This window comes from Collimonas silvisoli (assembly GCF_018305005.1).
GTDB classification, from domain to species: Bacteria; Pseudomonadota; Gammaproteobacteria; order Burkholderiales; family Burkholderiaceae_D; genus Collimonas; species Collimonas silvisoli.
This window is the reverse complement of the sequence record NZ_JAGQEG010000010.1, coordinates 42,944-69,156: the sequence shown is the minus strand read 5'-3', so window position 1 is coordinate 69,156 and position 26,213 is coordinate 42,944. Positions and strand designations below refer to the sequence as shown.

Sequence of the window (26,213 nt, the reverse complement as noted above, 5' to 3'; positions counted from 1 at the left end):
CGCCTAGGCGATCAACACGCATTCCAGATTTTGAGAACCGCTCCATGTCGCGTTCGGCGCCAGCGTGACCGGTTGTTCAACCGTAGCAGCCTCAACACACACGAAATTCCGATAAGAATCCAGCTTAAGATCGGCAATTTTTTCGCAACCGTTTTCCCAGGGATTCCACACCACCACATCGGCAAACCCAGCCTGGCTCGCGATCAGGCTTTGCTTGTGGCCGCCTAGGGTGATCGGTTTATCGACCGCAAAATAAACCCGGTCAACTTCCTGTGTGATATGCAAGACCTCTTCATCCGCAATCTTGATACGGCGGTTGTCGGCAGAATCACGATAGCGATAGCCGTTGAGGCCGTATAAAGCGGCGTCGGCAATGTGTGCATTCAAATAGGTATGCAAGGCGCAGGTGAATGCGAAAGGCTGATCGCCGTTATTCGTCACCACCAGTTCGGTATTCAGCGTCTGGCCGGAAAATTTTATGCGCAACTCAAGTGCAAACGCATGTGGAAATATGCGCCTGGTTTGCTCTGAATCGGTCAAGCCCAAGCGAATCACACCGCTGCCGTCGATTTGCTGCGAAGACTCCAGCAAGCTCCACGCACTGAGGCGGGCAAAACCGTGTTTAAGCAATGGCCCTTCGCTGGCGAACTGCGGAAAAATCACCGGGATGCCGCCGCGGATTGCGCTATCGCTGCGCCACGAATTCAGCGGGCTCATGAACAAGCGCTCGACGCCATCCGGCGTGCGCCAGGAACAGACATGGCCGCCATGCAGCGTCACCTCCACTTGGGCGCCGTCGGCGGCAGTGACGCTGATGAATGCGTTGGTCGCTTGCGGGTTTTCTGAATTTGGCAAAATCTTGTCTCCTGTGACTGGCCCTAGCTGCATATTATGCGCCCGGTTGCTTTATGCCGGCTTGGAAACTGGAATCGCCAGACTGGAAAAATGGCGCGACCGGCTTGCGATAAATCGAAAGCGGCGCGCCATCTATTGATTTGAAAATAGAAACGGATTACTTAGAACTCATTTCATCAATATCCGTGAGATGCGTTCTAAATAAACAGCTTACGCAAACGCGAAGAAACCAGATCGATCATGCTGACCGCAACCACGATCATGATCAGCACCGCACAAGTCTGGGCATATTCGAAGCTGCGGATCACTTCCCATAAAATCACGCCGATACCGCCGGCGCCGACCATGCCAACCACCGTCGCCGAACGGACATTGGCTTCGAAGCGGTACAGCACATAAGAGATCCACAGCGGCATCACCTGCGGCAGCACGCCGTAGACGATTTCTTCCAGCGCGTTGGCGCCTGTGGCGCGTATCCCTTCGACCGGCTGCGGATCGATGGCTTCGACCGCTTCCGAAAACAATTTGGACAAGGTGCCGGTGGTAGCCACGAACAAGGCCAGCACGCCGGCAAACGGCCCCAGGCCCACCGCCACCACGAACAACATCGCAAACACCATTTCATTGATCGCCCGTGCCGCATCCATCAACCGCCGCACCGGCTGGTTGACCCAGGCCGGAGCGATATTGGACGACGCCAGCAAACCGCAAGGCACCGCGCACACCACCGCCAGCGCGGTACCCCAGACAGCGATCTGCATGGTCACCAGCAATTCCTGCAGGTAGGTGCGCCACTCGTGAAAGTCGGGCGGGAAAAAACTGGCGGCGTAAGTACCCATATTGCCGCCGTCGCGCAGCAATTCCAGCGGCCGCATGTCCGCGCCCTTCCACGATGCGATCAGGACTGCCAGCAGCACACCCCAGAACAGCAAGCGGCCGATCGGTTGCTTGGGTGGCACAGGCAGCGTGGTTTGCATTTTCAGAGATACGGAACTGGTCATTGCTTAGGATTTGGCCAGGTCGGACAATTTGCGGTTGATATCGTCCAGCTTGGTTTTCTTTTCATCCGCGCTCAGGTTGGCGTCCGCTTCCAGCTTGCCTTTTTGCTTGAACAGTTCCAGCTGGCGGATAGGGTTCAGCTGGGCGTCGCTGGAGACGGCAAAGCCGCTGTATTGCAGCTTCGCCAGCTGCGCTTTTTCCTGCGCGGCGTTAGGGCCGGTCTTGCCGTAGCTCAGGAAAAATTCCTTGATCTTGTTCTTGGTATCGGCCGGCAGATCCTTGCGCCATACCAGCGGATCGGCTGCGATCAGCGGTGACTTCCAGACGATGCGGACTTCCTTGGCAACGGCGGGCTGGCGCTCTTCGATACGGTCCATGGTGTCCGAAGCAAATACCGCGGCGTCGATCTGCTTGTTGGCGACGGCCAGGATATTGGCTTCGTGATTCGAAGTGCGGATCGCTTTAAACGCGGTCTTGGCGTCGACATTGTTCTTGGCAAAAATGTAGTAGTTCGGCAGCAGATAACCGGAAGTCGAATTCGGATCGCCGATGCCGAAGGTCAGGTTCTTGGCATTTTTCAGGATGTCTTCGATGCTCTTGTTCGGGCTGTCTTTCTGCACCCCGACCAGGCTGTAATAACCGGATGTGCCATCCGGATTGACCACATGCGCGAACACTTCGCCGCTGGCGCGGTCGACCGCTTCCATCGCCGACTTGTTGCCGAACCAGCCCATCTGCACTTTGCCGAAACGCATGCCTTCGATGATGCCGGCATAGTCGGAGGCAAAGAAACCGGTGACCTTGATGCCGATGCGCTTGCTCATTTCATCCAGCACCGGCTGCCAGTCCTGCTTCAGGTTTTGCGAAGATTCAGTCGAGATGATGCCAAAGTTCAGAACCTTGGCGTCATCGGCATGAGCCACGGAAGCTGTCGCGGCCAGCATCGCCATGGCGATTGCAGCGCCGGAAAATAATTTTGCAAACATGATTTGGAACTCCTGATGGGTAGAGGTGATGTTCGATGACGGGATGTTGGTTCAGGCCGCGGCGGCCAGCGCCGGCACGCTGTCGAAAGGCGTGGGCGCCGCGATAGGCGGCCGTGTCAAGCTATTGGAGCCGCCCAGGATATCTTCGGCCTCGCTGCCATACAATTCGCGCAGCATCGGCTCGGTCAAGGCATTGGATGGACCGTCGTACACTACGCGGCCTTTGTGCAGGGCCACCGTCCGTGGACAGAAACGCAAGGCCACATCGACCTGATGCAGCGACACAATGACCGTGCTGCGATCGCGCTGGTTGACGTCAGCCAGCGTTTGCATCACGCGCCGCGCCGATTCCGGATCGAGCGATGCGATCGGTTCGTCGGCCAAAACCACGCCTGCCTTTTGCACAATGGTGCGGGCGATCGCAGCCCGTTGCTGCTGGCCGCCGGAGAGTGCCGAAGCGCGTTTATAGGCGTGCTCGGAAATGCCGACACGCGCCAGCGCTTCCAGCCCCAGCGCCTTTTCTTCGGCGGTAAACAGTTTGAAGCAGCTGCGCCAGATCGGCATCCGCGACAAACCGCCGGTCAACACATTGGTCAGCACCGGCAATCTGCCCACCAGGTTGAATTGCTGGAACACGAACCCGACATTGGCGCGCACCGCGCGGATATTGCGATCGACAACGCCGTCTTTCTGTACTGGCCGGCCATCGATGGAAATCGTGCCGCCGCTGTTATCTGCAGCCATCAATCCGGAAATATGCCGCAAAAGAGTCGATTTTCCGGAGCCTGATGCGCCGATCAAAGCCACCATTTCGCCTTGGGCGAAGCGCAGACTGACGTTGTCCAAGGCGCGAAAACCGCCGCGGAACGTCTTTGACAAACCTTTGATTTCAACCATGATATGTGCCGCCATTGCGCTTGTGAATGGCCGAAGTATTGCGGTCAAATATGTCAGGCGTATGAAGTTTCCGTGACCATTCGGTTACAGCAAAGCAAGGCAGACAAGGCGGTCGAACGTGCTTAGCCGAGCTTTTTCAGGCTTGCGAATTCGTCGGAGGGAGGGATGCGTTGCCAGGCAACGACGGCAGATGTGACTGGATTAATAGCGCGGATGCGCGCTAGCGTTGCACGATAATCGGCGTAGCGCGGGAGCGTTGCCGGATCTGTTGCAAGATGCTGTCGGCGTCGGCGCGGCTGCTGTATGGTCCTGCATACAAACGGTACAAACCGTTCACCGCGACGTTATCGAGTGATGTGACCAGGCCGGACAACTCCTGCATCAGGCGGGAGCGGGCGCCGTCGGCATTGGCGTGCTGTGCATAGGCGCCAAACTGGAGATAGAACCCGGCGGCCAACGGATTGTTGCTGTCGCTTGCCGCGGTTGCAGCTGGCGCAGACGTTAGCGGCGGTTGACTCAATAGCAACGGTTGCGCCGTCAGCACCGGCATGTCCACCGCTTCGGTGCTCACTACGGCAGAGGCTGTGTTATCCCTGAGCGGCTCGGCCGGGACCGGAGCTGGGACTGAAGCCGGAGCTGCCGGCACCGCAACTTGCGGCGCCGGCGCGCTGTCGCGTTGCTGCTTCAACGCGTTGATATCGGCCGGCAACAGGCGTTCCACTTCCAGCTGGCCGCTGCCGCTACCCAGATAACCCAGTTTCAACGCCGCGGTGTAGGACAGGTCGATGATGCGGCTTGAGTGAAACGGCCCTCTGTCATTGACCCGCACGATCACCTGCGCGCCGGTTTTCAGATTGGTCACTCTGGCATAGGAGGGGATCGGCAAGGTCGGGTGCGCAGCCGTCATCTTGTACATGTCGTACAGCTCGCCGGAGGATGTCTTTTGCTTATGGAATTTCTTGCCGTACCAGCTGCCGATACCACGCTGTTTAAACGGCTGGTCGTCGGTCAGCGGAGTATAGGTCTTGCCGAACACGACATAGGGCTTGTTGCCGGTGCGCGAGTAAGGTTCAACCACCGGAACCGCATCGGGGGTGTCTAGCAGGCCTTCTGGAATGGCGTCGCCCGGGCCGTCATCCTTGTAATAGCCGCCGCGCCCGGAACCTGCCGGCGGCAGCGCCGGTACGCCACGGCTGGCGGTGGAACCGGATTTGACCGGCGCCGACGGGGTCGAAGATGTTTTCGGCGAGCTGCCGCAGCCGGCCAGAATCAGCGATAGCAACAAGGCGCTGGAATATATGACAACGTTGTAGCAGCGGCGCTTGCCGCTGGAGTTACCTACCATGCATTCTCCCCGACGATCGGATGGCGATTGAACATAAATGATTGCATGAATGGACTCGGCTTTTATCGTACAAGTTCAACTCTGATCAAGTCTGTATCAATTTACGATGGCGCTGGATACTCATCAATATGCCGGCGCCCAAGCCCAGGGTGACCAGCGCCGTGCCGCCATAACTCATGAACGGCAAAGGTACGCCAACCACTGGCAAAATGCCACTGACCATGCCCATGTTGACGAATGCATAAGTAAAGAAAATCAATGTGATGGCGCCGGCCAGCAAACGCGTAAACATGGTGGGAGCGTTCACCGCGATCATCATGCCGCGGCCGATCAGCAGCATGTACAGGAACAGCAGGACACCGTTGCCGATCATGCCGAACTCTTCTGAAAACACCGCGAAAATAAAGTCGGTGGTGCGTTCCGGAATAAATTCCAGATGCGCTTGCGTGCCCTTCAGCCAGCCCTTGCCAAACACCCCGCCGGAGCCGACGGCGATGGTTGACTGGATGATATGGAAGCCTTTGCCGAGCGGGTCTGAGGTGGGATCGATCAGCATCATCACCCGCTGCCGCTGATAATCGTGCAGCACCGACCACAGCACCGGCAAACTGGCGCCGACCGCGACCGCCAGGCCGATCAGGATGCGCCACGACAAGCCGGCCAGGAAGATCACATAGAATCCCGCCGCTGCCACCAGGGTGCCGGTGCCCAGATCCGGTTGCCGGATAATCAAGCCGACCGGCAGCGCCAGCAGCACTGCCGCCACCAGATAATCGCGCCAGGTGATCATGCCTTCGCGCTTCTGGAAATACCAGGCCAGCATCAAGGGCATGGCGATTTTCATGATTTCCGAAGGCTGGATCACCATGCCAACGTTGATCCAGCGCCGCGAACCTTTTTTCACGATGCCGAATACCGCCACCGCAATCAGCAGCGACACCCCCAGCGCATAGGCCGGTATCGCAAACCGCATCAAGGTCTGCGGCGGAATGTTGGCGGCCACCCACATGATGACAAAAGCCACCAGGATATTGCGCAACTGGTCTTCCACCCGCCCTGGAAAATCGATGCCGGCCGAATACAAGGTGACGATGCCGACCGAGAGTATCAGAAACATGATCAGCGACAGGGCGCCGTCAAACACCGCAATATGCGATTTGATGCTGCGCCACACGCTATGTTTGTCGGTCAGGTTCATGGTTCCAATTACTCGCGATTGCCCGTCGTTACTTCACCGGGTTTGTAACTCTCTTCAGATTTATCGCCAGGCTTGGCGTCAACCTCGGACGGCGCTACGGCGTCTTCAGCCGGTTCGGGTATCACTGCCGCGTCAGCGGCTTTACTGCCAGCGCCCGGACGTTTTCCAAGCAGATAGTAATCCATCGCCTTGCGCACAATCGGCGCCGCCGCCGACGCCCCCCAGCCGCCATTTTCCACGATCACCGCAATCGCGATGCGCGGCTTGTCGGCCGGCGCAAAGCCGACGTACCAGGCATTGTCGGCCATGCGCGTGCCAATTCTTCTTTTATCGTACTTTTCGCCCTGTTTGATGCCGACCACCTGGGCCGTTCCGGTCTTGCCGCCCGATTCATAACCGGCTCCGGAAAATATTGCTCTGCCGGTACCTTCGCGCGTCACGCCCACCATCGCCTTCTTGATGAAATCGACATTTTCCTGCTTCAGCGGAATGCGGTAACTTTCCTTCGGTACGGTTTGCGTTTGCGTATGCGTGGTGCCGTCTTCGATGATCTTGACCAGATGCGGCTTCATCACTACCCCGTCGTTGACCAGGGTCGCTACTGCATGCGCCATCTGCAGCGGCGTAAAAGCGTTGAAGCCTTGACCGATCCCCAGCGAAATCGTATCGCCGCCGACCCACTTCTGCGCTGCCACGCGTTTGTAGTATTTACGTTTCCAGTCGGTCGACGGCAATATGCCGCGCTGCTCGTGCTCCAGATCGATGCCGGTCAACTGGCCGAAACCGAACGGCTTCATGAAATCGTGAATGGTGTCCGGACCCAGATCGTTAGCCAGCATGTAGTAATAGGTATCGCATGATTCAACGATGGACTTGTACATGTCGACTCGCCCGTGGCCACCCACCTTGTCGTCGCGGAACTGGTGGCCGCCCAGCATGAAATAGCCGATGTCGTTGATGGCGAAAGAAGTGGTGCGCTTGCCCAGCTCCAGCGCCGCCAGCGCCATGAACGGTTTGTAGGTCGAGCCCGGTGCATAAGTGCCGTTCATCGGGCGATTGATCAATGGATGATCGGGCGAATTATTCAACTCATCCCAGCTTTGCTGATCGATGCCTTCGACAAACAGGTTGGGATCGAACGACGGTTGCGAGACATACGCCAGCACGTCGCCGGTGGCAGGTTCGATCGCCACCAGCGCGCCGCGGCGATCGCCGAAGGCTTCTTCCGCCACCTTCTGCAATTCGATATCGACCGACAGGATCAGGTTGTTGCCCGGTACCGCCGATACGTGCGACATGCTGCGCACCGCGCGCCCGCTGGCGGCAATCTCGATTTCTTCGTATCCGGTGGTGCCGTGCAACTGCTGTTCGTAACTCTTTTCCAGGCCATCCTTGCCGATATAGCTGGTGCCTTTATAGTTGGGGCCGTCGTCGCTGTCGTCGATGCGATCGGCGTCTTTCTGGTTGATGCGGCCGATATAGCCGATCACGTGCGCCGCCACGTCGCCTAACGGGTATTGCCGGAACAAGCGCGCTTGCACATCGATCCCCGGGAAGCGATAACGCTGCGCCGTGAAGCGCGCTACTTCTTCGTCGCTCAGGCGGGTGCGGATCGGCAGGCTGGCAAAGCTCTTGGAGTCTTCCAGCAGCTTCTTGAAGCGGCGCCGGTCTTTCGGCGTAATGCTGACCACCTGCGCCAGTTCGTCGATCACGCTTTCCAGATCGCCCCTGATTTTGGAGCGGGTGATTTCCAAGGTGTAGGCAGAATAATTACGCGCCAGGATGACGCCGTTGCGGTCCATGATCAGGCCGCGATTCGGCACCACCGGCACCAGCGAAATCCGGTTGTCCTCAGCTTGCGCGGCGTAGGCGTCATGGCGCACCACTTGCAGCCAGATAAAACGCACGCCCAGCAAACCGAAACAGATCAGCACGAACGCCACGGCTGCAGTAATCCGCAACCGGAAGTTTCGTAGTTCGCGCTCGGTGTTTTTAAATTCGGTCATTGGTAGGGTAACTTCGAGCTAACTTCGTGGCAGCATCGGCCGCTGGCGACAGAGATTAAATTGGACGATTGTCATCGCGGTCGACCGCACGGCGTTGCGGCGCCAGCAACAGCCACACCACTATCGGCCACAGAGCGACGCAGACAAAGCTCTCGGCAAAATAGAGCCAGCCGGGAAACTTGCCGCTGACAGACATCCGGATCACCAGCTGTATCAACTGCGTCAACAGCATCAAGGGCAGCACATGCAAGGCCTGGACGCTGACCGAGAACCACAGCACGCGGCGATGAATCATGATCGCAAAATACGATAGCAGCGTGTACGCCAGCGCATTCTGGCCAAGCAGAGTGGCTTCGTGCACATCCATCAGCAAACCCATGCAAAAGGCGATGCCGATGCCGATCTTGCGCGGCTGATGAATGCTCCAGAACACCAGCACCAGGGCGACGAAATCCGGAACGCCCGGCCATTGCCCCCACGGCAGCAAGTTGAGCAGAAACGCCAGCAGCAAGGTCATCGCAATGAACAGGGGATTGGCCGGCAACAGGATGTAATGAGGACGCATCATCGGACACCGGCTCCCTGCGGATTCTTGCGCGCCGCCTCAGGGTTATTGTCTTTCACGGCTTCTTTCGCTGCTTCTCTGGTCTTGTCCCTGCTGCTCTCGGTCAAACGGCGTTTGCTGAGCATGTCGGCCTTGCTGTTAGGGACGGCCGCCTCATCGTCCGGCCTTGCGATCGGGCTCGGATCGACCAGCAGGATCAGCAGCTGGGTGTGGCGGTCGATGCCGGCGATCGGCTCGCAGACGATATGGGCAAAAGCATCGGCCGATTTGGTTTCGACCTGCACTACCTTGGCCACCGACAGGCCGGCCGGATAAACGCCGTCTATGCCGGAAGTCACCAGCACATCGCCCTTCTTGATATCGGCGTTGGAAGACATGAAGCGCAAGTCCAGATAGCCGGACTGGCCGCGGCCGTAGGCCACGCTGCGCAAGCCGTTGCGCAGCACCTGCACCGGGATCGCCTGATCCTTGTCGGTCAGCAGCGTCACCTCGGAGGTAAACGGGAACACCCGCGTCACCTGACCAACGATGCCGGCATCGTCGATCACCGGCTGGCCGGTAGCGACGCCATGTTGCGAACCACGGTCCATGATCACTTTGCGGGCAAACTGATCGCGCGCATCGTACAGGATTTCGCTCATCACCGATTTCACCGGCACACGCTGCGCGACTCCCAGCAATTTGCGCAGCTGGGCATTTTCCGCGGCCAGCTGTTGCGCCTGCTGCAATTGCTGGGCACGTTCGCCTTGGCGGCTGCGCAAAGCCTGGTTTTCTTTTTCGACAGACGACAACGAAGAAAAATAATCGACCACGCGATTGCTTGCATCACGCGGCATCAAGGCCACCATCTGCAATGGATAAAGCGCGGTGCCGACCGCCTGCCGCAGCAGCTGCAAAGCGTGTACGCGTGAATCGGCAATCAGCAACGCCAGCGCCAGCAGCGTGCATATCACCGCCTTGGCACGGGCTGAAGCACCTTGCTTGAAGAGGGGTGGTGGACTGTATTCCATCAGTAGTGGACAGATTCGGATTGGTCAGTGACAAACGGTACGGATGCATTCATGCAGATACCGCAGATACGAAAGCGGGTCGCATGCACTGGTGCACCGACCCGGTTGCCGTTACCCGACCTCGAAACCGACATGCAGAGGTTGGGTAAGCGTCGCATCAGCCTGGCTTACTCGTAGGAAAAGATCGAGCCCAGCTTGTCCATCCGTTCCAGCGCCATGCCGGAGCCGCGCACCACGCAAGTCAGCGGGTCTTCAGCCACGATCACCGGCAGGCCGGTTTCTTCCATCAGCAAACGATCCAGATCGCGCAGCAAGGCCCCGCCGCCGGTCAGCATCATGCCCTTCTCGGCAATGTCCGCGCCCAGTTCCGGCGGCGTCTGCTCCAGCGCGTTCTTGACGGCGGAAACGATGTTGTTGAGCGGATCGGTCAGGGCTTCCAGGATTTCATTGCTGGAGATGGTGAACGAACGCGGAATGCCTTCCGACAGATTGCGCCCCTTGACTTCCATTTCGCGCACTTCCGAACCTGGGAAGGCGGAACCGATTTCTTTCTTGATCGCCTCGGCGGTCTGTTCGCCGATCAGCATGCCGTAGTTGCGGCGAATGTAGTTGACGATGGCTTCGTCGAACTTGTCGCCGCCGACGCGCACCGAACCCTTGTAGACCATGCCGCCCAGCGAGATGATGCCGACTTCGGTAGTGCCGCCGCCGATATCGACCACCATCGAACCGGTTGCATCCGACACCGGCAGACCGGCGCCGATTGCGGCCGCCATCGGCTCTTCGATCAGGAACACCTGGGAAGCGCCGGCGCCCAGCGCCGATTCGCGAATCGCGCGGCGCTCAACCTGGGTCGAGCCGCACGGTACGCAGATGATGATGCGCGGCGAAGGCTTGAACAACTTGGTGTCGTGCACCATGCGGATGAATTGCTTGAGCATTTGCTCGGTGACGGTAAAATCGGCAATCACGCCGTCTTTCATCGGCCGGATCGCTTCGATATTGCCAGGGACTTTACCCAGCATCTGTTTTGCTTCCTTACCAACGGCTTGAATCGTCTTCTTGCCGTTAGGGCCGCCTTGCTGGCGGATCGCAACAACCGATGGCTCATCCAGGACAATACCTTGATCGCGCACATAAATCAGCGTATTCGCGGTACCCAGATCAATCGCCAGGTCATTCGAAAAGTAACTGCGTAAAAATCCAAACATGAATTGTTCCATTGCGCAACAATGATGCGCTTAAACGTTTTTTAGGGGGGTGTCTAGTATCCGGCGCATGGTAAAGATCTATTACCTGCCGCATGGACGCAACATTCTACCTTATAATTTGACTCAAATTAGGGCGTATAGCGCTCAAAATGCTTGCTTTTTGCAAAAATCTGAGAGTTATCGGCAAGCAAAATATTTCCATTTAAACCACACTAGCAGCCGCGCCTCCGTGCGCGATCGAAAATTATGTCATTAGCCCTTTCCGACGTTAAGCGCATTGCCAATTTAGCACGCCTCGAACTCACCGAAGATCAGGCCGTTTCCACGCTCGATAAACTGAACGGCATTTTCTCGCTGGTCGAGCAGATGCGGGCGGTAGACACCACCGGCATCGAGCCGCTGAGCCATCCGATTGCGGCGCTTCAGCATGATTTGTCGTTACGCCTGCGCGACGACGTGGTGACCGAGCCGAACCGGCGCGAGGAATATCAAAAAGTGGCGCCGGCGACCGAAGATGGTTTATACCTGGTGCCCAAGGTCATCGAATAAATCGGCGCATGCTTGCGCAACATGTTGGCCGCCGCAAGGCGGAGCCTGACGGGTTAGCCCGCAAAGTTATCATTTAAAAATTCTCATGCATACCAAAACTCTCAAGCAACTGTCGGTGCTGCTGCACGAAAAGAAGATTTCGGCCGTAGAACTGGCGCAACTGTATCTGGCGCGGATCGGGCACAGCGACCTGAATGCATTTCTGCATGTCGATCAGGAATTGACGCTGCAACAGGCGCGCGCCGCCGACCAGCGCCTGGCGCAAAACGACAGCACGCCGCTGACTGGCGTGCCGATCGCCCACAAGGATATTTTCGTGACACGCGGATGGCGCGCCACCGCCGGTTCGAAGATGCTGGAAAACTATATCAGCCCGTTCGACGCCACCGTAGTGGAACATTTCAACAACGCCGGCATGGTGACCTTGGGCAAATTGAATTGCGATGAATTCGCGATGGGTTCGTCCAATGAAAATTCGCACTTCGGCGCGGTCAAGAATCCTTGGGACAAGACGGCGATTCCGGGCGGCTCCTCGGGCGGTTCGGCGGCCGCCGTGGCGGCACGCCTGACGCCAGCTGCTACCGCTACCGATACCGGCGGTTCGATCCGCCAGCCGGCTTCCCTGTGCGGCGTCACCGGCATCAAACCGACTTACGGCAGCGTCTCGCGCTACGGCATGATCGCCTTCGCTTCGTCGCTGGACCAGGCCGGCCCGATTGCCAAGACCGCGGAAGATTGCGCGCTGCTGTTGAACGCCATGACCGGTTTCGATCCACGCGATTCGACCAGCCTGGAACGCAAAAAAGAAGATTTCAGCAACGACCTGAACCAGGATTTGAAAGGTCTGCGCATCGGCATTCCGCGCGAATATTTCAGCAGCGGCCTGGCCGCCGATGTCGAACAGGCAGTACGCGCAGCGCTGCAGGAATATGAAAAGCTGGGCGCTACGCTGGTCGATATCTCGCTGCCGAAAACCGAGCTGTCGATCCCGGTCTATTACGTGATCGCACCGGCCGAAGCTTCGTCCAACCTGAGCCGTTTCGACGGTGTCCGTTACGGCCACCGCGCCGCCGATTACAAAGACCTGGCCGACATGTACAAGAAGTCGCGCGCGGAAGGTTTCGGCGAAGAAGTGAAGCGGCGGATTCTGGTCGGCGCTTATGTGCTGTCGCACGGTTATTACGACGCCTACTATCTGCAGGCGCAAAAAATCCGCCGCCTGATCGCCCAGGATTTCCAGAATGCGCTGAGCGGCCCGAACCGCCAGTGCGACGTCATCATGGGACCGGTATCGCCGACCGTGGCGTGGGATCTGGGCGCCAAGGCGGACGATCCGGTCGCCAACTACCTGGCGGACATCTACACGCTGTCAACCAGCCTGGCCGGTTTGCCGGGCATGTCGATACCCTGCGGTTTCGGCCAGGGCGAGAAGAATGCGCGGCGTCCGGTCGGCCTGCAAATCATCGGCAATTATTATGACGAAGCCAAGCTGCTCAACGTCGCGCATCAGTATCAGCGCGTCACCGACTGGCATTTGCGCAGCCCCGATTAAAAAGCCTTCGCCAAACCATGCCATCGATCTTGCGCTCTGTTCCCGTCCGTCACCCTAAGCTGTCGGCGTCGCTCTGGCTGCTGCTCAGCGCCGCGTTGTTGGCGCCGGCAGTTCAGGCACAACAGCTGCAGGCCAAATTCGGCTGCTCCCTGACGCGCGATGAAAACGGCGAAAAAGTGATTTACGGCGATACCGGCGAATTCAAGCTGGACGGCGACAAGATCGAGGTGCTGCGCTGGGAATCGGCGCAATACCGGCCGACCCATGGTTTCGAATGCAGCATCGATACTTACGACGAACCGCAGGCCGAAGTCCGGCAGGATGGGCAGAAGGACAACTGGCGCATCACCTTGAAAGATCCGGCCGCGGCGCGTCAACAGCGCGGCTACGATTTTTTCAATCACGGCATGAATTGCAGCATCCGCCTGCAGCGCGATGGCGACAAATTGCACGTTTTGCCAAGCTGCCCGGCATTATGCGGATCAAGAGTAAACTTTACTGAGCTGTCGGTGAATCTCAAAACCGGCGACTGCAGTTACCAAGACAAATGAGGAAATAATTATGCAGTGGGAAGTCGTGATCGGTCTGGAAACGCATACGCAACTCTCGACCCAGTCAAAAATTTTCAGCGGCGCATCGACCCAGTTCGGCGCCGCCCCCAACACTCAGGCCAGCCCGGTCGATCTGGCGCTGCCGGGCGTGCTGCCGGTGCTCAACCGCGGCGCGGTGGAGTGCGCGATCCAGTTCGGCCTGGCGGTGAATGCGAAGATTGCGCCGCAATCGGTCTTTGCCCGCAAAAATTATTTCTATCCAGACCTGCCGAAAGGTTATCAGATCAGCCAGTTTGAAATCCCGGTGGTGCAAGGCGGCAAGGTCTCCTTCGTCCTCGAAAAAGACGGCAAGAGCGAACTCCGGACCGTGCAGCTGACGCGCGCCCATCTGGAAGAAGACGCCGGCAAATCGCTGCATGAAGACTATCAAGGCATGACCGGCATCGACCTCAACCGCGCCGGTACGCCGCTGCTGGAAATCGTCACCGAACCGGACATGCGCAGCGCTGCCGAGGCGGTCGCCTACGCCAAGGCCCTGCACTCGCTGGTGATGTGGCTGGGGATTTGCGACGGCAATATGCAGGAAGGCTCGTTCCGCTGCGACGCCAATGTCTCGGTGCGCCCGGTCGGCCAGGCCGCCTACGGCACCCGCAGCGAGATCAAGAACCTCAACTCTTTCCGCTTCCTGGAAGAAGCCATCAATTACGAAGTGCGGCGCCAGATTGAAGTGATCGAAGATGGCGGCAAAGTGGTGCAGGAAACCCGTTTGTACGACCCGGACAAGAAAGAAACGCGCTCCATGCGCAGCAAGGAAGATTCCCAGGATTACCGCTATTTCCCGGATCCGGACTTGCCGCCGCTAGCGATCGGCGCGGAATGGGTCGAGCGGGTGCGGGCCACCATGCCGGAACTGCCAGGTGCGATGCGCGAACGTTTCGTGCGCGATTTCGGTTTGTCGGAATACGACGCTGCCGTGCTGACCCAATCGAAAGCCATGGCCAGCTACTTCGAAGCGGTGACGGTGAAAGCCGGCAAGGAACAAGCCAAGCCCGCCGCCAACTGGCTGATGGGCGATCTGTCGTCGGCGCTGAACCGGGAAAACGTCGACGTTGCCGCAGCGCCGGTGAGCGCCGCGCAACTGGCCGTGCTGCTGCAACGCATCGCTGACGGCACGGTCTCCAACAAGATCGCCAAGGAAGTATTCGGCGCCATGTGGGAAGCCAATGCGACGCAAGAAAACCTGGCCGACGAGATCATCGAGAGCAAGGGACTGAAGCAGATTTCCGATAGCGGCGCGCTGGAAAAGATCATCGACGAGGTACTGGCGGCGAACGCCAAATCGGTCGAAGAATTCCGCGCCGGCAAGGAAAAAGCCTTTAACGCCCTGATCGGCCAAGCCATGAAAGCCACCAAGGGCAAGGCCAATCCGGCGCAATTGACTGAGCTGTTAAAGCAGAAACTGACTGCCTGAAATGCATACCGCCGGCGTTGCCGCCGGTGTAGTGCTTCGTAAGTAGGGGAGCCCCAGAAGTGCTGATTTTTTGTGCCAGGCTAGTAGGCGCAAACCGGAGCGATAGAGGGACTATCGCGAGGATTTGCAACGACGCCTGGCACAAAAAAGCAGTGCTTATGGGGCTTCACTACCGCGCTACTTGCGTCTCAGGCATGGCACTGACCAACTCCCGATAATGCTTCAGCGTTTCATCGAACTTGCCGTTGACGCGTTCCAGCTCGGCTTGATGATCCGCCATATTTTTCTGGTTATGAATGATGTCGCGATTGGCTTCGTCAATCTTGTCGCGCAGCGAAACCGGCAAGGTTTTCCTGTGCTTGTAAAACTCGGCTTCGGTATTGGCAGCCTTTAACTGATTCTGTGCATCGTCGATGGCGGCCTGGTCGCGCTTGATCAAATCGTGCGACAGCGACAGATAGTAGCGGCGCGAAGACTCGATGTCGGCTTCGCTGTGATAGCGCGCCAGCAGCGCGCGATCCTGCTGGCGCCGCTGCTCTTCCACCGCCGCCTCGGCCCGGCGTTTTTCTTCCAGCGCTTGCTGCTGGCGTTTTTGCTCGGCGTTCAGCGGCGCCGGGATTTCCCGTTTGACCACCCCCGCCTTGCTCAACTCCAGGATTCTGCGATCAGCGCATTCCGGCATCGGATGGTCGCCGGTAATCGTGTGTCCGGCCGCATCCTTGCAGGTATAAATCTGGCCGTGCGCAAGCAGCGGCAGTAAACCTGCCGCACTGAAAAACAAACCCCTTTTGAGTCTGAGAGCAATACGATTCATTCCATCATCCACGACATAAGTCGACACTTTGCTTGCTGCAATCACGCTACGCCATAACGTTCCCGGTAAGCCGCCACTGCGGCTTGATACCGGTTCAGCTCGGCGTTAGCGCCAGCGCCGGAAATATATTCCAGCAAGTCGTTCAGATTGCCGATCGAGATCACCGGCATGCCATACGCTTGCGTCACTTCTTCCACTGCCGAATTGGCCGACAGCGCATCATCCTTGCCCGAACGTTCCATCCGGTCCAGCGCGATCACCACCGCGCAAGGCGTGGCGCCGGCGGCGCGAATCATCTCGACCGACTCGCGCACCGAGGTGCCGGCTGAAATCACATCGTCGATAATCAGCACCCGCCCCTTCAATGGGCCGCCGACGATGTTGCCGCCCTCGCCGTGATCCTTGGCTTCTTTGCGGTTGTAGGCAAACTGCACATTACGCCCTTGCGCCGCCAACGCCACTGCGGTTGCCGAGGCCAGCGTAATACCTTTGTAGGCCGGCCCGAACAGCATGTCAAACTGCAAACCAGAATCAATCAGTGTGCGCGCATAAAATTGCGCCAACTGACCCAGCGCGGCGCCCTCATTGAACATGCCCGCATTGAAAAAATACGGCGAGGTACGCCCTGCCTTGGTCACAAACTCGCCGAACTTCAGCACCCCGGCGTCCACCGCAAATTCGATAAATTGTTGACGTAAATTGTTCAAAATGCACTCCAGACGGTTGAGGCTGACAAATTTTGTCGCTATGTGCAGCGCATTAGCGACACCAGACCGCCATTTTAAATGGAGTTCATCCCTTCCACAGCAGTAACTGCAAACCCCGTGCCTGCCCGCGGCTCCCATCACACACAACGACGGCCCTTCGGTTATCCTTAGAACCTGTCCGCGCATCCCCCTTTTTAATTTTTTATCGATCAAACATGCCAAGAATAATTTCCGCCAATCTCAACGGTATCCGCTCAGCTGCCAAAAAGGGTTTCTTCGAGTGGTTGGCCAAACAGTCTGCCGATTTCGTCTGCGTCCAGGAACTGAAGGCGCAAGCCGCCGACATGACGCCGGAATTCCTGGCGCCCGAGGGCTACATCGGCCACTTCCATTACGCCGAGAAGAAGGGCTATTCCGGCGTCGGCCTATATAGCAAACGCAAGCCGAACGCGGTGCGGATAGGTTTTGGAATGCGATTTTGGCGATCTGACGGTGATTTCGCTGTACTGCCCGTCCGGCTCCTCCAGCGAAGAGCGGCAGATCGCCAAGTTCCGCTTCATGGAAGCCTTCCTGCCGCACCTGCAGCAACTTAAGGAAAGCGGCCGCGAAGTGGTCATTTGCGGCGACTGGAATATCGCGCATCAGGAACGCGACTTGAAAAACTGGAAGGGCAACAAAAAGAATTCCGGCTTCCTGCCGGAAGAACGCGCCTGGCTCACCCATCTGTTCGAACAAATCGGCTTGGTCGACGCCTTCCGCGAGGTCGACCAGCGCGATGAGCAATACACCTGGTGGAGCAATCGCGGCCAGGCCTGGGCCAAGAACGTCGGTTGGCGCATCGATTATCACATCACCACGCCGGGCATCGCCGCCAATGCGCATGCGGTGGCGATTTACAAGGACGAGCGCTTCTCGGACCACGCGCCGCTAACCATCGACTACTCTTGACCGGCTATTCCTGAACCTGGAAAAAACCGGCACTAGACTGGCTGCGGCTGGCCGTCGACAAAGACGATCAGCTCGCCCTCGCCAAATTTGGTCCAGACCTCATTGGTGGTCAGCGGTTCGGTGACGATCACCGCTACCCGGTCCTGCGGCGTCGTCACTTGCGAGAAATCGACACTGACATCCTCATCCGACAGATGGGCTTCGGCAAACGGAAACTGGCGCACGATGTAATACAGATTGGTGGAGCAATGCGTGTACAGGGCCGAGCCATCCGACAGCATCATGTTGAAAGTGCCGTGGCCGGCGATCTCTTGCGTCAGTACGCGCAAGGTGGCCGTCAGCTCAGCCTGCGATGGCGGCGTATCGCCGAAGCGCTGCCGCAGCTGCTGCAACAGATAGCAAAATGCCAGTTCGCTGTCGGTATTGCCGACCGGCCGGTACGGCCCGTTCAGGTGCGGCGCAAATTCCTTGAGATCGCCGTTATGGGCGAACACCCAGTAACGCCCCCATAATTCGCGCACGAACGGATGGCAATTTTGCAACGCCACCTGGCCTTGCGTGGCTTTGCGGATATGGGCAATGACGTTTTTCGACTTGATCGGGCAGCGCCGGATCAGTTCCGCTATCGGCGACGCGATCGCCGCCTCGTAATCGACAAAATGACGCACCCCGCTGCCTTCGAAGAAGGCGATGCCCCAGCCGTCGCTATGATGCCCGGTCTGGCCGCCGCGGGTGGCAAAGCCGGTAAAACTGAACACAATGTCGGTCGGCACATTGCAGTTCATTCCAAGTAACTGACACATATTCCTGAACCAAGTGAGATAAACATGAACTACAGACGCAAACTACGGATCCTTAGCTGATAACGGTATCACGCAAAAGCCGTAATAAAAAGCTAAATATGGCGACGGCGCGGCCGCATATCAGTTCGGCGCTATACCTTGTATGGCCGCCGTCAAATAGCCGGACGCCGCTTTACCAGCAATATGTGTAGCAAACGCGTGCCGACACCGGATTCGGCGCCTTATAACAAGGAAGAGACAATGCAGCCGATCCCCCATAAGTCCTGCGCAGACGCAGGCTCCGCTATTGCCAGACCGGAATGCCATGAAGCGCGTACACGCTGGTGGCTTCTATTGCTGCCATTGGCGTTGCTGCTGGCAAGCGTGAGCGCCATCAGCAGCGCCGCCGATCTGCCCAAGATCATTTATGTGCGGCCGGTGCCGAATAATGACGACGTACTGCTGCAGCAAGGAACCAGCGGCGTCAACAACGCCGCCAAGCTGTACCGGCTGCAAGCCAGCACGCTGGAAAGCCAGGCGACCCGCGCCGGCCGCCAGCAGCAGCTGGAAAACGCGGTCAGGCAAGACGCCAGGATGGTGGTGGTGATCGGCATCGAATTCAAGGAAATACTGGATCAGGTCGCGCGCCAGGCGCCGCAAACCCGCTTTGTGATTCTGGAGCATTGCATCGCCAACGCCGCTGCCAACATCACTTGCATCACGTTCCGCGAAAACGAGGCCAGCTACTTGGCCGGCATGCAGGCGGCGCTGGCGTCGAGCGCCGGCAAGATCGGCATGATCGGCGCCATCAACACTACCTTGCGCCAGAAAAACAGCCAGGCTTTCATGGCTGGCGCGCGCGCCGCCAAGCCGGGTATTTCGATCCATGAACCGTTGTGGGTGGAAGGCGCGCAGCCCTTCAACGACCCGCCGCGCGCAGAAATACTCACCAAAACCATGCTGGGCGACGGCGTCGACGTCATCTGGGCGGCAGCCGCCGGCAGCAATCCCGGCGTGTTCAAGGCATTGACGCCGCAGTCGCGCGCCAAGGCGATCGGCAGCGGCGTCAACCAATGCATACAAGCGCCCGGGCGCGTGCTCGACAACGTCGAAGTGCATGCCGACACGGCAATTGTGCTGGCGGTAGGCTTGCTGATCAACGGCTCGACCGCGCCGCGCTTTGACTTCGGCTTGAAGGAAGGTGCGGTGACCTTGACCGCACTAGGTCTGGACGCCGCCTATTCGGAATGCGAAATCCTGCACCAGCGGCCAGTGCTGCTAAAACTGCGTGAGGCCAACAGCGCCATCGTCAGCGGCAAGCTCAGCATGGATTAAATCGGGCGATTCTGATAGCGTTTGGTTTTTGTTCCGGGTGGAGCGGCATGGATCAACTGGCAGCAATGCGCGCGTTCCGGCGCGTAGTCGAGAGCGGCAGCTTCACGGCTGCCGCCGCAGAACTCAACCAGTCGCACACCATCGTCTCGCGCCAGGTGCGCCAGCTGGAGCTGCAGCTGGGCGCGCAATTGCTGAATCGCACCACGCGCCGCTTTGCGCTGACCGAAGCCGGCCAGGAATATTACGAACGCAGCCGCCAGATTATCGATCAGGTAGATGACGCCGCCCAGGCACTGTCGGCGCATCAGGCGCGCCCCTCCGGCGTGTTGCGGATCAATGCGCCGATGGCGTTCGGCACGCTGGAACTGGCGCAATGGCTGCCGCAATTCATCATGGCCAATCCGCAACTCAAGGTCGATCTGGTCTGCAACGACCGTCTGGTCGACGTGATTGAAGAAGGCTTCGATGTAGCGTTGCGCCTGACCCGCTCCCTGCCTGATTCGACCTTGGTTGCCAAGCGACTGACGCGCTGCGAGATACTGCTGGCGGCCGCACCGGCTTATCTGAAACTGCATGGCGCGCCACAACAGCCGGCCGATCTGGCCCAGCATAATTGCCTGACTTATACGCTGGCGCAAAAATCCAATGAATTCCAGTTCTACGCCGCCGACGGCAGCGAGCACACGGTGAGCGTGCACGGCAACCTGCAAGCCAACACCGGCATCGCATTACGCTCAGCGGCATTGGCCGGCCTCGGCATCGCCGCCACCAGCTCTTTCATCGTGCATGAGGATTTGCGGCGCGGCGATCTGCTGCACGTTTTGCCGGACTTCACGCTGAAACCGCGCGACCTGTACGCGATCTATCCGCAGAACCGGCATCTGTCGCCCAAGGTCAGGGCGTTTGTCGATTTTGCGACTGCCTGGTATCGCACCCCGCGCTGGGAATGAAGTCCCGCAAACTGTCTATAGGTGCAAGTGGAAATGGCCGCCGCCGAACAAACCGATCAGACCGATAGCGATCAGATAGAAGGCGACGATATAGTTCAAAAGTTTTGGCATGACCAGGATCAGAACCCCGGCGATCAGGGAAACCACAGGTACGAGCGAAAGATGAATATTCATAGGCAATCTTTTTATGATGGAAAATGGCAGGCGCAACCTGCCTCGCGCTGGGCATTTTACAAGACCGCCGCCATCATGCGGTGATTTAGCAGACGCATTTTAGAGGACCGCAGGATGTCATTTGCACCAGGCGAATTCACTGTTCGGATTGAACCAAGGGGATGGACGTTTGTTACGTCCGGCGCGATTCCCTTGCTGGAGGCTGCGCGCCATTCGGCCATCAATTTGCCGAGTTCTTGCAGAAACGGCACATGCCGCACCTGCATGTGCCGTCTGTTGAGCGGTCAAATACGTTATCAGATCGAATGGCCGGGCCTGAGCAGCGATGAAAAGAGGGAGGGCTACATATTGCCCTGCATCGCCTATCCGCAATCGGATCTGGTGATCGAAGATCCCAGGGCCAGTGCGTTACCGGCATCAGACTGACGCCAGGCTTTGCAGACGCGCCGCCACCGCCCGATGCGTTTGCGTCAGTCCGCCGAAGCCATAAGCTGCACCACGCACGTCGTGGACATGGACATAGCTTTCGTGGTGCAGTTCGCCCAGCAATGCACCTATTTCCTTGAAGACGGCATCGATATACGCCGCTTTTTCATCGGCGGTATTGGTTTCATCGGTGATCCGGATATCGAGGAAAAAGCTGGTTTTTCTTTGCGCCGCCAAGGACGGGCCGCCGACAAACCAGTGCGCCGGATCGACATGCGAAATCGCAATCGACGTCAGCTCCGGCTTCTTGTGCAGGATCGCCGCGGTCAGACGAGACAAGGTGCCGGCGACCTTGGCGGAAACGGTAGTGTCGGGTGGCGTGGACAGCAGTACGGTAAGGATAGGCATGATGCAAGCTCCATGTTTAGTTAAAAATACAAGCCTTGCTGAGTTACTCACTCAGTTACTTACTCAGTTACTTACTCAGTTACTTACTCAGTTACTTACTCAGTTACTTAATTAACCAGTTCAAGAATCGCGCTGGTAGTACGGATTTCAGCAGCCGCATCGGAGATCCCGGCCAATACCGCCCGATGCAGATCCTTGTGATTGATCACGCTGCCGTCCCAGGTTTCGAGATCGCGGGTGGCGCTGGCGTCGCTGGCGACGATGACCTTATGGCCATTGGCGACACCATCGAAGGCGGAAGCCGCCACGCAATTATTGGTCATCAAACCGCTGATGATCAGTGTCTTGATACCCTTTGCCTGCAATTGCTGCTGCAAATCGGTGCCGGCAAAAGAGCTCGCAAAAATCTTGCGGATGGTCGAATGGTGCGGCGCGCGCTGCACTTCCGGATGAATCTCGGCCATCACGGTATTTTGCGTGAACAGCGGCCGCGCAGCCGGACTCCATTGCTGGATGTGAAACACCGGCATGCCGTGCCGATCTGCCAGCGAGATCAGGCGATTGGCGTTACGCACTACCAGCATGCCGTCGGGAATCGGCAATTGGCCGCTGAAATATTCGTTCTGGATATCAATCACCAACAGGGCCGTCGACTTTGGATCGAGACTGGTGCTGGGGGCGGCGCCAACGATGGTGCGAATGGTTGGGTTGCCGTTCAGTTTGCTGGTCGAGGTGGTCATGTGAGCTCCTTGTTGTTTGTTGTGATCCGGAGTACACAGATTAAGCCCGCAGCCATGCAGAGAACAGCAGGCTGGCGGCACATGATTTGTGCTGGAATCGCACAAATGCCTGAATCGGACAAAGATGGAGACTAAATTCAGACTATAATTAGTCCGCCCAACCGTGGCAGAAACACACAATCCCCCAGGCAACAGCGTAAGGAGTTCCGTGATGAAATTCTCGACTCAGGTCAAACCGATCAGCTATCTCAAGAGCCATGCGGCCGAGATTATCAAAGAGATCACGGAGAGCCGCGAGCCCATGCTGATCACTCAGAACGGTGAAGCCAAACTTGTCGTGATGGATGTCCGTTCATATGAGGAACACGAAGAGACCCTATCCTTATTGAAGATTCTGGCGCTGGGCAACCGTGAGATTGAGCAGGGACAAACTCATACGGCGGCTGATGTATTTGCGGAACTAGACAAAGAAGATGCGAAAGAAGATGCGAAAGAAGATCGGCAATGAGTTTTCAAGTCGTTTTCTTGAATTCGGCAAAACTGGATTTGCAGGAGCTGAGGGCTTACGTCACAAAAAATCTTGGTCAGGAAACGTGGCAGCTCAGTTACAGAAAACTCAAGGAATCTGTGGATAATCTTGGGGCGTTCCCTCTCAAAGGAAAAGTACCTGAAGAAATTCAAAGCTTGAACCTCACGCAGTATCGGCAGGTAATCTCTGGCGTGAACAGAATCATTTATGAAATTCGCCAGCAGACCGTCTTTATCCACATCGTTTGCGATACCCGCAAGGACATGAGATCGCTGCTGATAAAGAGACTGTTGAGAGTCTGATTCAGGCTCCACTATTCATCGCCAGCCCTCAATCCGCCAATGGCAAGGGACTGGACGGCTTGATCTCTTCCAGGCAAACCATGGACCGCACGCCGGCCACTCCCGGCACCTGCATCAAGCGATCGGTCAAGAACGCCGACAGCGATTTCAGATCGCTGGCCGCCACCTTCAGCAGATAATCGAAATCTCCCGAAATCGTGTAGCACTCCAGGATTTCCGGAAACAGCCGGATCGCCTTTTCCAGCTTGCGCACCTGCTTGAACTGCTCGCGCGCTATGTTCAGGTTGACGAACGCAACCACGCCGAGCCCGATGGCGGCCGGCTCCACCTGCGCCGCATAACCGCGAATGATGCCGTCTTTCTCCAGCCGCTGGACGCGCCGGTAACACTGCGGCGGCGATAAACTGACTTGCTCGGACAGCTCCACATTCGAAGCGCGGCCGTTGGCCTGCAAAGTTCGCAGCAAAATACGGTCGTAGCGATCTAATTTTTCCATCCAAATCTCCTTTTATGCATGATTCGTGCAGATTACAGCGAATCGCCGAGCAATTACGCAAAAATATTTCCAACACTTGTGATTACCATGTAACCAGATGCAGCACACCTATAAAACAGCATTTTGCAGCTACCTCTAAGCGCCTCAGCCAGCGTCCGCCGCGGGCCAGATGTCATCGGCATATCGGCCCTTGTGCAGGCTAGGTTCTTAGAAGTGGCCTCACCTGGAGCCGACCATGAAGAACCATGCAATAACTCTCGAAGACCGCTATTGCGCGCACAACTATGAACCGCTGCCGGTAGTGCTCAGCAGCGGCAAAGGCATCTGGCTGTGGGATCAGGACGGCAAACTTTACATGGACATGATGTCGGCCTATTCCGCTGTCAGTTTCGGTCATAGTCACCCTGCCCTGGTGGCGGCATTGAGCAAGCAGGCTGCCCAGTTGGCAGTCGTCTCCAGGGCGTTTTATAGCGACCAGCTGGGGCCGTTCCTGCAATTGCTGTGCGAAATGACCGGCATGCCTAAGGCGTTGCCGATGAATAGCGGTGCGGAGGCGGTTGAAACCGCCATCAAGGCGGCCCGCAAATGGGGTTACAAGGTGAAAGGCATCGCCGAAGAAGGTGTCGACGGCGGCGCCGAAATCATCGTCTGCCACGGCAATTTTGCAGGCCGCACCACGACTATCGTCGGTTTTTCTTCGGAGGCGCAGTACCGCGACGGTTTCGGGCCGTTTTCCGGCGGTTTCGTCAGCGTTCCGTTTGGCGATGCTACCGCGCTGGAAGCCGCCATTACCCCCCGTACCGCAGCCTTCCTGGTGGAACCGATCCAGGGCGAAGCCGGCATCATCGTGCCGCCCGAAGGCTACTTGGCAAAATGCCGCGAAATCTGCGATCGCCACAATGTGCTGCTGATCTGCGACGAAGTGCAAACCGGGCTGGGCCGCACCGGCCGCCTGCTGGCCAGCGACCATGACGGCATCAAGCCGGACGGTTTGATTCTCGGCAAAGCACTCGGTGGCGGCCTGCTGCCGGTATCGGCGTTTTTAGCCAGAGAAGACCTGATGGCCGTATTTACCCCCGGCGATCACGGCAGCACCTTTGGCGGCAATCCGCTGGCGGCCGCAGTCGGTCATGCCTCTTTGCGCCTGCTGCGCGACGACAAGCTGGCGGACAACGCGCAACTCATGGGTGAGCGCCTACTGACCGGCTTGCGGGCGATACGGCACCCCGCGATTCGCCAGATCCGTGGCAGAGGCTTGCTGATCGGTATGGATCTCGACCCCAGCTTCATTTCTGCGCGCGAATTCTGCGAACGCCTGATGCAACAAGGGATTTTATCGAAAGACACGCATGACACCGTAGTCCGTTTTGCGCCGCCATTGATTATTAGCGCCAACGATATCGACGCTGCATTGGCAGCGATAAAACATGCATTTTCTTCTCTACCAACCCTGACCGAAAGGAGCTACGCATGACCAACCACCTGCTGGACCATACCGCGGAGGACACATTCCTGATGTGTGCTCCTGACCATTTTGAAGTTTCCTACGTCATTAATCCGTGGATGGCTGGCAATATTGCGCATGGCAACCGTAGCGTCGCCATGCAACAGTGGCTGGCACTGGTGGAAGCCATCGGGCAAGTAGCGAAAATCAAGATGATGCCGGCCATGCCGGGGGTTCCTGATCTGGTATTTACTGCCAATGCCGGCGTGGTGTTGGGTAATAAAGTGGTGCTCTCGCGGTTCCGCCATGTCGAACGGCAAGCCGAGGAAGTTTATTTCGAAGCAGCGTTTACCGCGCATGGCTTCGAAGTGCTGACCTTGCCGCAGGAACTGCCTTTCGAAGGCGCCGGCGACGCTTTGATGGACCGCAGCGAAAATCTGCTGTGGTTCGGTCACGGCCATCGCTCGGATATTGCCTGCGCCACCAAGCTTTCCGAATTGCTGGAAATTGAAGTCCAGCCGCTGAAACTGGTGGATGCCCGTTTCTATCACCTGGACACCTGCTTTTGCCCGCTCGCCGGCGGTTATGTGATGTATTTCCCGGAAGCCTTCGACGCCGTTTCGCAAGCACACATTGCAGCGCGGGTTCCAGCCGACAAGCGAATCGTCGTCAGCAGCGAAGACGCCCTGCATTTTGCTTGCAATACCGTCAACTCGGGCCGCCATATCTTCCTGAACCAGGCATCCGATGCCTTGGTCGCGCAGCTGCAAGCGCACGGCTTTATTGTTCATCAGACAGCACTGACCGAATTCCTCAAGGCTGGCGGTGCTGCAAAATGCCTGACCCTGAAGCTCAACGAGCCGCAGCAAACCGTTGCGCAGCTGGTGAGTCGGCAAGCAGCCTGAAGCATACGCAAGCCCTTGATTTAACGTATAATTTCCGGCATTGCCATTGCAAACAACC

28 protein-coding genes and 1 pseudogene are annotated in these 26,213 nt (G+C 57.7%); 12 read left to right on the top strand and 17 right to left on the bottom strand.

The window, feature by feature from the left end; genetic code table 11:
- Window positions 1–3 precede the first annotated feature (3 nt).
- The 10 genes from KHU33_RS04205 to KHU33_RS04160 form a co-directional block, all read right to left on the bottom strand.
- A complete protein-coding gene (locus KHU33_RS04205; protein ID WP_211461259.1) occupies window positions 4–855 on the bottom strand; it encodes a D-hexose-6-phosphate mutarotase in 852 nt (283 codons plus the stop codon).
- Window positions 856–1,052: 197 nt separating this feature from the next.
- Window positions 1,053–1,856: a phosphonate ABC transporter, permease protein PhnE gene (phnE, locus tag KHU33_RS04200; RefSeq protein WP_211461258.1), complete on the bottom strand. Its 804-nt coding sequence runs from the start codon at window positions 1,854–1,856 to the stop codon at window positions 1,053–1,055.
- A gap of 3 nt (window positions 1,857–1,859) precedes the next feature.
- Entirely contained in the window at window positions 1,860–2,840 is a 981-nt protein-coding gene (gene phnD / locus KHU33_RS04195; protein WP_211461257.1) for a phosphonate ABC transporter substrate-binding protein, read from the bottom strand.
- A 51-nt stretch (window positions 2,841–2,891) separates the two neighbouring features.
- Window positions 2,892–3,737, bottom strand: a complete 846-nt coding sequence (gene phnC / locus KHU33_RS04190) for a phosphonate ABC transporter ATP-binding protein (RefSeq protein WP_230414038.1) — start codon at window positions 3,735–3,737, stop codon at window positions 2,892–2,894.
- A gap of 220 nt (window positions 3,738–3,957) precedes the next feature.
- Window positions 3,958–5,082, bottom strand: coding sequence for a septal ring lytic transglycosylase RlpA family protein (locus tag KHU33_RS04185; protein WP_211461255.1), 1,125 nt, complete (start codon window positions 5,080–5,082; stop codon window positions 3,958–3,960).
- 85 nt (window positions 5,083–5,167) lie between these two features.
- Complete coding sequence (rodA, locus tag KHU33_RS04180) at window positions 5,168–6,280, bottom strand: rod shape-determining protein RodA (protein ID WP_211461254.1); 1,113 nt, start codon at window positions 6,278–6,280, stop codon at window positions 5,168–5,170.
- Between the two features lie 8 nt (window positions 6,281–6,288).
- Window positions 6,289–8,286, bottom strand: coding sequence for a penicillin-binding protein 2 (mrdA, locus tag KHU33_RS04175; protein WP_211461253.1), 1,998 nt, complete (start codon window positions 8,284–8,286; stop codon window positions 6,289–6,291).
- A gap of 55 nt (window positions 8,287–8,341) precedes the next feature.
- The gene (mreD, locus tag KHU33_RS04170; RefSeq protein ID WP_061541868.1) at window positions 8,342–8,854 is read right to left on the bottom strand and encodes a rod shape-determining protein MreD; all 513 of its coding nucleotides are present in this window, start codon (window positions 8,852–8,854) and stop codon (window positions 8,342–8,344) included.
- Complete coding sequence (mreC, locus tag KHU33_RS04165; RefSeq protein WP_211461252.1) at window positions 8,851–9,861, bottom strand: rod shape-determining protein MreC; 1,011 nt, start codon at window positions 9,859–9,861, stop codon at window positions 8,851–8,853. Before mreC ends, mreD begins: the two co-directional genes overlap by 4 nt.
- A 167-nt stretch (window positions 9,862–10,028) precedes the next feature.
- Entirely contained in the window at window positions 10,029–11,072 is a 1,044-nt protein-coding gene (locus tag KHU33_RS04160) for a rod shape-determining protein (protein WP_061534782.1), read from the bottom strand.
- A 246-nt stretch (window positions 11,073–11,318) separates the two neighbouring features.
- Here KHU33_RS04160 and gatC point away from each other — a divergent pair, with 246 nt between their 5' ends.
- The 4 genes from gatC (at window position 11,319) to gatB (ending at window position 15,195) form a co-directional block, all read left to right on the top strand.
- Window positions 11,319–11,621 (top strand): Asp-tRNA(Asn)/Glu-tRNA(Gln) amidotransferase subunit GatC, encoded by a 303-nt coding sequence (gene gatC, locus KHU33_RS04155; RefSeq protein WP_211461251.1) that lies wholly within the window; start codon window positions 11,319–11,321, stop codon window positions 11,619–11,621.
- 85 nt (window positions 11,622–11,706) lie between these two features.
- Window positions 11,707–13,173 (top strand): Asp-tRNA(Asn)/Glu-tRNA(Gln) amidotransferase subunit GatA, encoded by a 1,467-nt coding sequence (gene gatA / locus KHU33_RS04150; protein WP_211461250.1) that lies wholly within the window; start codon window positions 11,707–11,709, stop codon window positions 13,171–13,173.
- Between the two features lie 17 nt (window positions 13,174–13,190).
- The gene (locus KHU33_RS04145) at window positions 13,191–13,724 is read left to right on the top strand and encodes a hypothetical protein (protein WP_211461249.1); all 534 of its coding nucleotides are present in this window, start codon (window positions 13,191–13,193) and stop codon (window positions 13,722–13,724) included.
- Between the two features lie 10 nt (window positions 13,725–13,734).
- A complete protein-coding gene (gene gatB / locus KHU33_RS04140) occupies window positions 13,735–15,195 on the top strand; it encodes an Asp-tRNA(Asn)/Glu-tRNA(Gln) amidotransferase subunit GatB (RefSeq protein ID WP_211461248.1) in 1,461 nt (486 codons plus the stop codon).
- 169 nt (window positions 15,196–15,364) lie between these two features.
- On the opposite strand, the gene KHU33_RS04135 is transcribed toward gatB, so the two are convergent.
- Together KHU33_RS04135 and pyrE are read right to left on the bottom strand one after the other, a co-directional pair.
- The gene (locus KHU33_RS04135; RefSeq protein ID WP_211461247.1) at window positions 15,365–16,009 is read right to left on the bottom strand and encodes a DUF4124 domain-containing protein; all 645 of its coding nucleotides are present in this window, start codon (window positions 16,007–16,009) and stop codon (window positions 15,365–15,367) included.
- Between the two features lie 41 nt (window positions 16,010–16,050).
- The gene (gene pyrE, locus KHU33_RS04130; protein ID WP_211461246.1) at window positions 16,051–16,716 is read right to left on the bottom strand and encodes an orotate phosphoribosyltransferase; all 666 of its coding nucleotides are present in this window, start codon (window positions 16,714–16,716) and stop codon (window positions 16,051–16,053) included.
- Between the two features lie 215 nt (window positions 16,717–16,931).
- On the opposite strand from pyrE, the pseudogene KHU33_RS04125 reads away from it, so the two are divergent.
- Window positions 16,932–17,664, top strand: a pseudogene (locus KHU33_RS04125) (exodeoxyribonuclease III).
- A 32-nt stretch (window positions 17,665–17,696) separates the two neighbouring features.
- Here KHU33_RS04125 and KHU33_RS04120 read toward each other — a convergent pair.
- The gene (locus KHU33_RS04120) at window positions 17,697–18,467 is read right to left on the bottom strand and encodes a class II glutamine amidotransferase (protein ID WP_211461245.1); all 771 of its coding nucleotides are present in this window, start codon (window positions 18,465–18,467) and stop codon (window positions 17,697–17,699) included.
- Between the two features lie 240 nt (window positions 18,468–18,707).
- Between KHU33_RS04120 and KHU33_RS04115 the strand changes: the two genes are divergently transcribed.
- Both KHU33_RS04115 and KHU33_RS04110 read left to right on the top strand, forming a co-directional pair.
- Window positions 18,708–19,781: a BMP family ABC transporter substrate-binding protein gene (locus KHU33_RS04115; RefSeq protein ID WP_211461244.1), complete on the top strand. Its 1,074-nt coding sequence runs from the start codon at window positions 18,708–18,710 to the stop codon at window positions 19,779–19,781.
- A 47-nt stretch (window positions 19,782–19,828) separates the two neighbouring features.
- The gene (locus tag KHU33_RS04110) at window positions 19,829–20,731 is read left to right on the top strand and encodes a LysR family transcriptional regulator (protein ID WP_211461243.1); all 903 of its coding nucleotides are present in this window, start codon (window positions 19,829–19,831) and stop codon (window positions 20,729–20,731) included.
- 15 nt (window positions 20,732–20,746) lie between these two features.
- On the opposite strand, the gene KHU33_RS04105 is transcribed toward KHU33_RS04110, so the two are convergent.
- Window positions 20,747–20,905 (bottom strand): DUF3096 domain-containing protein, encoded by a 159-nt coding sequence (locus tag KHU33_RS04105; RefSeq protein WP_092357961.1) that lies wholly within the window; start codon window positions 20,903–20,905, stop codon window positions 20,747–20,749.
- Window positions 20,906–21,019: 114 nt separating this feature from the next.
- On the opposite strand from KHU33_RS04105, the gene KHU33_RS04100 reads away from it, so the two are divergent.
- The gene (locus KHU33_RS04100; protein WP_211461242.1) at window positions 21,020–21,331 is read left to right on the top strand and encodes a 2Fe-2S iron-sulfur cluster-binding protein; all 312 of its coding nucleotides are present in this window, start codon (window positions 21,020–21,022) and stop codon (window positions 21,329–21,331) included.
- Here the strand turns inward: KHU33_RS04100 and KHU33_RS04095 are convergent.
- Complete coding sequence (locus KHU33_RS04095; RefSeq protein ID WP_211461241.1) at window positions 21,323–21,739, bottom strand: tautomerase family protein; 417 nt, start codon at window positions 21,737–21,739, stop codon at window positions 21,323–21,325. The genes KHU33_RS04100 and KHU33_RS04095 overlap by 9 nt on opposite strands.
- A 107-nt stretch (window positions 21,740–21,846) precedes the next feature.
- Window positions 21,847–22,479: a cysteine hydrolase family protein gene (locus KHU33_RS04090; protein WP_211461240.1), complete on the bottom strand. Its 633-nt coding sequence runs from the start codon at window positions 22,477–22,479 to the stop codon at window positions 21,847–21,849.
- A gap of 211 nt (window positions 22,480–22,690) precedes the next feature.
- Between KHU33_RS04090 and KHU33_RS04085 the strand changes: the two genes are divergently transcribed.
- Window positions 22,691–22,987 carry a type II toxin-antitoxin system Phd/YefM family antitoxin gene (locus KHU33_RS04085; protein ID WP_211461239.1) on the top strand — a complete coding sequence of 99 codons (297 nt, stop codon included), beginning with the start codon at window positions 22,691–22,693 and terminating at the stop codon, window positions 22,985–22,987.
- A complete protein-coding gene (locus KHU33_RS04080) occupies window positions 22,984–23,310 on the top strand; it encodes a type II toxin-antitoxin system RelE/ParE family toxin (protein ID WP_211461238.1) in 327 nt (108 codons plus the stop codon). Before KHU33_RS04085 ends, KHU33_RS04080 begins: the two co-directional genes overlap by 4 nt.
- Before the next feature lie 28 nt (window positions 23,311–23,338).
- Here the strand turns inward: KHU33_RS04080 and KHU33_RS04075 are convergent, their stop codons facing one another.
- A complete protein-coding gene (locus KHU33_RS04075; RefSeq protein ID WP_211461237.1) occupies window positions 23,339–23,806 on the bottom strand; it encodes an Lrp/AsnC family transcriptional regulator in 468 nt (155 codons plus the stop codon).
- 235 nt (window positions 23,807–24,041) lie between these two features.
- On the opposite strand from KHU33_RS04075, the gene rocD reads away from it, so the two are divergent.
- Together rocD and KHU33_RS04065 are read left to right on the top strand one after the other, a co-directional pair.
- Window positions 24,042–25,280: an ornithine--oxo-acid transaminase gene (gene rocD, locus KHU33_RS04070; RefSeq protein WP_211461236.1), complete on the top strand. Its 1,239-nt coding sequence runs from the start codon at window positions 24,042–24,044 to the stop codon at window positions 25,278–25,280.
- Complete coding sequence (locus KHU33_RS04065; protein WP_211461235.1) at window positions 25,277–26,155, top strand: dimethylarginine dimethylaminohydrolase family protein; 879 nt, start codon at window positions 25,277–25,279, stop codon at window positions 26,153–26,155. Before rocD ends, KHU33_RS04065 begins: the two co-directional genes overlap by 4 nt.
- The last annotated feature ends 58 nt before the right edge of the window (window positions 26,156–26,213 follow it).

Excerpts from the sequence above, each read along its gene's own strand:
- KHU33_RS04135 (WP_211461247.1), bottom strand. The coding sequence starts at position 16,009 with ATGAATCGTATTGCTCTCAGACTCAAAAGGGGTTTGTTTTTCAGTGCG.
- KHU33_RS04110 (WP_211461243.1), top strand. The coding sequence starts at position 19,829 with ATGGATCAACTGGCAGCAATGCGCGCGTTCCGGCGCGTAGTCGAGAGC.
- gatA (WP_211461250.1), top strand. The coding sequence starts at position 11,707 with ATGCATACCAAAACTCTCAAGCAACTGTCGGTGCTGCTGCACGAAAAG.
- phnC (WP_230414038.1), bottom strand. The coding sequence starts at position 3,737 with ATGGTTGAAATCAAAGGTTTGTCAAAGACGTTCCGCGGCGGTTTTCGC.
- KHU33_RS04160 (WP_061534782.1), bottom strand. The coding sequence starts at position 11,072 with ATGTTTGGATTTTTACGCAGTTACTTTTCGAATGACCTGGCGATTGAT.
- KHU33_RS04085 (WP_211461239.1), top strand. The coding sequence starts at position 22,691 with ATGAAATTCTCGACTCAGGTCAAACCGATCAGCTATCTCAAGAGCCAT.
- KHU33_RS04095 (WP_211461241.1), bottom strand. The coding sequence starts at position 21,739 with ATGCCTATCCTTACCGTACTGCTGTCCACGCCACCCGACACTACCGTT.
- KHU33_RS04145 (WP_211461249.1), top strand. The coding sequence starts at position 13,191 with ATGCCATCGATCTTGCGCTCTGTTCCCGTCCGTCACCCTAAGCTGTCG.
- KHU33_RS04120 (WP_211461245.1), bottom strand. The coding sequence starts at position 18,467 with ATGTGTCAGTTACTTGGAATGAACTGCAATGTGCCGACCGACATTGTG.
- KHU33_RS04080 (WP_211461238.1), top strand. The coding sequence starts at position 22,984 with ATGAGTTTTCAAGTCGTTTTCTTGAATTCGGCAAAACTGGATTTGCAG.
- phnE (WP_211461258.1), bottom strand. The coding sequence starts at position 1,856 with ATGACCAGTTCCGTATCTCTGAAAATGCAAACCACGCTGCCTGTGCCA.
- KHU33_RS04105 (WP_092357961.1), bottom strand. The coding sequence starts at position 20,905 with ATGAATATTCATCTTTCGCTCGTACCTGTGGTTTCCCTGATCGCCGGG.
- rodA (WP_211461254.1), bottom strand. The coding sequence starts at position 6,280 with ATGAACCTGACCGACAAACATAGCGTGTGGCGCAGCATCAAATCGCAT.
- KHU33_RS04075 (WP_211461237.1), bottom strand. The coding sequence starts at position 23,806 with ATGGAAAAATTAGATCGCTACGACCGTATTTTGCTGCGAACTTTGCAG.
- mreD (WP_061541868.1), bottom strand. The coding sequence starts at position 8,854 with ATGATGCGTCCTCATTACATCCTGTTGCCGGCCAATCCCCTGTTCATT.
- KHU33_RS04185 (WP_211461255.1), bottom strand. The coding sequence starts at position 5,082 with ATGGTAGGTAACTCCAGCGGCAAGCGCCGCTGCTACAACGTTGTCATA.
- gatC (WP_211461251.1), top strand. The coding sequence starts at position 11,319 with ATGTCATTAGCCCTTTCCGACGTTAAGCGCATTGCCAATTTAGCACGC.
- gatB (WP_211461248.1), top strand. The coding sequence starts at position 13,735 with ATGCAGTGGGAAGTCGTGATCGGTCTGGAAACGCATACGCAACTCTCG.
- KHU33_RS04090 (WP_211461240.1), bottom strand. The coding sequence starts at position 22,479 with ATGACCACCTCGACCAGCAAACTGAACGGCAACCCAACCATTCGCACC.
- mreC (WP_211461252.1), bottom strand. The coding sequence starts at position 9,861 with ATGGAATACAGTCCACCACCCCTCTTCAAGCAAGGTGCTTCAGCCCGT.
- KHU33_RS04065 (WP_211461235.1), top strand. The coding sequence starts at position 25,277 with ATGACCAACCACCTGCTGGACCATACCGCGGAGGACACATTCCTGATG.
- mrdA (WP_211461253.1), bottom strand. The coding sequence starts at position 8,286 with ATGACCGAATTTAAAAACACCGAGCGCGAACTACGAAACTTCCGGTTG.
- phnD (WP_211461257.1), bottom strand. The coding sequence starts at position 2,840 with ATGTTTGCAAAATTATTTTCCGGCGCTGCAATCGCCATGGCGATGCTG.
- KHU33_RS04115 (WP_211461244.1), top strand. The coding sequence starts at position 18,708 with ATGCAGCCGATCCCCCATAAGTCCTGCGCAGACGCAGGCTCCGCTATT.
- rocD (WP_211461236.1), top strand. The coding sequence starts at position 24,042 with ATGAAGAACCATGCAATAACTCTCGAAGACCGCTATTGCGCGCACAAC.
- KHU33_RS04100 (WP_211461242.1), top strand. The coding sequence starts at position 21,020 with ATGTCATTTGCACCAGGCGAATTCACTGTTCGGATTGAACCAAGGGGA.